The sequence below is a fragment of the Bacillota bacterium genome (genome assembly GCA_013314855.1).
GTDB lineage: Bacteria > Bacillota > Clostridia > Acetivibrionales > DUMC01 > Ch48.
In genome coordinates, this window is sequence record JABUEW010000225.1 from 1 (window position 1) to 3,344 (window position 3,344).

General features: G+C 39.9%; 6 protein-coding genes. 5 read left to right on the forward strand and 1 reads right to left on the reverse strand.

All coding sequences use genetic code 11. The features are described from left to right. Positions 1-89: 89 nt before the first annotated feature. The 5 genes from HPY74_20435 to HPY74_20455 all read left to right on the forward strand — a co-directional run bounded on the left by HPY74_20435 (position 90) and on the right by HPY74_20455 (position 2,623). Positions 90-269 (forward strand): transposase, encoded by a 180-nt coding sequence (locus tag HPY74_20435; GenBank protein ID NSW92976.1) that lies wholly within the window; start codon positions 90-92, stop codon positions 267-269. 135 nt (positions 270-404) lie between these two features. After that, a complete protein-coding gene (locus HPY74_20440) occupies positions 405-1,133 on the forward strand; it encodes a transposase (protein NSW92977.1) in 729 nt (242 codons plus the stop codon). A gap of 15 nt (positions 1,134-1,148) precedes the next feature. Next, positions 1,149-1,682, forward strand: coding sequence for a transposase (locus HPY74_20445; protein ID NSW92978.1), 534 nt, complete (start codon positions 1,149-1,151; stop codon positions 1,680-1,682). A gap of 247 nt (positions 1,683-1,929) precedes the next feature. Continuing rightward, on the forward strand, positions 1,930-2,151 hold the full coding sequence (locus HPY74_20450) for a hypothetical protein (GenBank protein NSW92979.1): 222 nt from the start codon (positions 1,930-1,932) through the stop codon (positions 2,149-2,151). 142 nt (positions 2,152-2,293) lie between these two features. Then, positions 2,294-2,623 carry a hypothetical protein gene (locus tag HPY74_20455; protein NSW92980.1) on the forward strand — a complete coding sequence of 110 codons (330 nt, stop codon included), beginning with the start codon at positions 2,294-2,296 and terminating at the stop codon, positions 2,621-2,623. 354 nt (positions 2,624-2,977) lie between these two features. On the opposite strand, the gene HPY74_20460 is transcribed toward HPY74_20455, so the two are convergent. Beyond that, complete coding sequence (locus tag HPY74_20460) at positions 2,978-3,256, reverse strand: hypothetical protein (GenBank protein NSW92981.1); 279 nt, start codon at positions 3,254-3,256, stop codon at positions 2,978-2,980. Between the last annotated feature and the right edge of the window lie 88 nt (positions 3,257-3,344).

Genomic DNA, 3,344 nt, shown 5'->3' on the forward strand with positions numbered 1-3,344 from the left:
AATATTTTTCGCACAATTGCATAAAGCCAACTCCTGGTGTAAATTGGAGATGACAAATAACCAAAAACACCGAAAAGGAGAATGCCTTTATGTCTGAGAAAATTATACACCTAAATGAGGAAGCTTTAAAGCAGGACCTAAGTGAAATTGTAAGAGGAACAGTAGAAGAAACACTTAATCAGCTGCTGGATGCAGAAGCAGACCGGATCATAGGAGCTGGGAAATATGAAAGAAGCTCAGAGATAATTGACACCCGTGCTGGGCATTAGAAATTGTCCCAAAGTCCGTGGAACATAGTGTAAAGTTATTGTAGGAAAAAAGGAAAAGAAAAATAGAAAAGGGATTACGCCTCTGATAAAATAGAAGTTGCTGAAAACCCTAAGATATCAAGGAGGCGAATCCCTATGTTAGATATTATACACCAAATTGCAGTGGAAGAGTTAGAGAATATTGAAAAAGAAATAATAGAAATAGTAGCTCGGCAGGGAGATTTTTCAGAACTGGAGGAAATGGCACGGGACGGACTACTGTCATTATCGGTGCAATTGGGTATCAAGGCTTTAAAGATCATGCTTGAAGATGAGGTTGCCTCATATGCCGGGGAGAAAGGCAGGCATGACCCATCCAGGACAGCATACCGGCATGGGTATGAAAAGGTCGGCGTTGTTTTAGGCGGGCAGAAAATAGCAGTACAAAAGCCAAGAGTCAGGACTAAAGATGGAAGCACAGAATTGCCCATAGAAACGCTTATACAGTTTCAAAGGGAGGATGCGCTCAATAATGCAGCATTGCAAAGGATCCTTCATGGCGTATCCGTTAGAAATTACGGTTATACCCTGGATGAAGTGCCTGAAGAACCGCTTTCTGTCTCAAAAAGCGCTGTAAGCCGCAGGTTCATAAAAGAAACCCAGAAGTTGCTGAATGAGTTTTTAAACCGCACCATAGACGACTATTATCCGATAATCATGCTGGATGGAGTAAAGATAGGAGACTATTTGGTTGTTGTATCCCTTGGCATATCAAAGGCAGGAAAGAAAAAAGTTCTTGGCATAATAGAAGGCTCCACCGAAAACGCTAAGATTTGTACAGATCTTATTCAGAACATGATCAAGAGAGGCTTGGATGCTGAATAGAAAAGGCTATTCGTACTGGATGGGGGTAAAGGGTTACACAAAGCAGTCAAGGACGTATTCGGCGAAAATGTACAAATACAAAGATGCCAGATACATAAGCTAAGGAATGTGCAGAGCTATCTGCCGGAGAGTGAGCAAAGAAGGGTAAAGGCGGCAATGAACAGGGCATATATGGAGTTTGAATATCAAGAAGCGAAAAATAAACTTGAGCGTTTAGCAAAAGAGCTTGAATTCAAATATCCATCCGCATCAGCCAGCTTAATGGAAGGACTTGAAGAAACCCTTACAGTTCACAAACTGAAAGTTCCCGGGCTGTTAAGAGCTACACTTTCAAACACCAACCCCATTGAATCAGCTATTGGGACCGCTCTCAATGTAACTGGCCGGGTTAAGAACTGGCAGAGTGGCAATCAGGTTTTAAGATGGATTTCATCAGGGTTTATACTGGCAGAAGAAAAGTTCAAGACCATAAAGGGGTACAAACAAATTCCCTTTCTGATAGATGCTTTAAACAATAAAAAACCCGCTGAACTATCACAGGTGGGTTAATCTGTGAAAATCAAAGAAAAACTACGCTACTGAAATTCCACGGGAGATTGGACAAGCTCCGTTTTTCTCCAATCCTCTGATATCTATATTTACTGATGGTGCAATAACTTGGACTGCTGACTATTTAGCTGATGCAGATGCTTACCGTAAACCGAGATATACCTGGAAGTGGATAGAAGTATATGATGGTCAGTCTTGGGATGATTGGTTTCACTCAACAAGAAGAGAATACTTCTTATACTGTATTATGGATGAATATCTAACGGAAAATGGCGAGTTTATTGATACTTACGTTGAGACATATTATCCCAATGATGGTTATGATCCTCTGGAAGAATCTTACGGAGATCATTTCTATAATGACCAATGGCTGATGGATAGAGCAATAGATAATTATACTTATGGATATTATGGCGATTATGAGAGATATCAAGATGGAGTTACGGAGGCCTACGGTTTTCCAGATTAGATAAGGAGGAATTGACATAAAACATCAATATCTGTCGTATTTAAAAATTATTTTAGCATTGATTCTACTTGCGCTTTTTTCCGCATCGTGCAGCAAAGCTGATGCTTTTACGGAAGAAGATTTTACTGTTGAGTTGATCTCAATGGAAAAATCAGAGGACAATAATACTCTTAAGATCCTATACAATATCTTGATACGGAACAATACTACAAAAACATTAACTATAGACGCAATGGGTTACTTGGACGAAGACATACAGAAGCTTTTCGATCAAAAGGGATATTCCCCAAATGTAGAGCTCTGTACTGCTAAATATGAACCAAGGCAGTCACGACATATTCATACCTATGTTACAGTGCCTGAAAGTATTATGGAGACTGATAGAGATAATGTACTAGAAAATATTAACAGGTTAAATGTTGTATTGACCATTAATAACGAAGCAAAACTACAGTATATATTAAACCCATAGTATAATTGAGGAAAATATAAGATAAGGAAACAAAATTGCTGAGATGACTTAAGATAATAACATTACTGACTTGTCTAAGGACAAGGGGACGGCAGACTGTGTGAATAATCGGTTTTACAACTTCTCACAGGCAATCCCTTGCTCCTATTTCCACCAACAAAATAAACTTTAGTTGATTTTAAATATCAGAAAAAAAACCGGCAAGTCTACCAGTACCGGTTTTCTTTTTCCCTTAATCGTTTTAAATCGCTCCACAAATTAACCTAATTTTGTGGCCATAAAAAGGTTGCAGTTTCAAAATATATAGCGTAAATATATGTCTATCTTATTGGGGTAAGTTTAAAGTCGGAATAATCATGAGCAAATACTTTCAGAGAGCGTCAGGGATCTGTTGAACCTGTAGGCACCTACAACTAATAAGCAGGGAATAGAAGAGCCATTGTAAGGGCTTTTTTTTATTTTGCCCGATAGTCCAATTATATATCCAACCGTATATCCAAGAGGTGTACCAAGTGACTTGGACGTGTAATTGGACAGGGTAGGGGGCTGAAAAGCGAATTTTACAGGACGGTGAGGGCCAGCATTTTCAAAGGATTTAGGGCCCGCCGCCTCTTCCGTTATTGTGCTGCTCACCTCACCCTTTCCGCTCCTGACCCCCCTCTCACACCATACTTCGTAACCATGGCATGATAGGGGGGTCAGGAGCGGGGTTCGGTTCGCA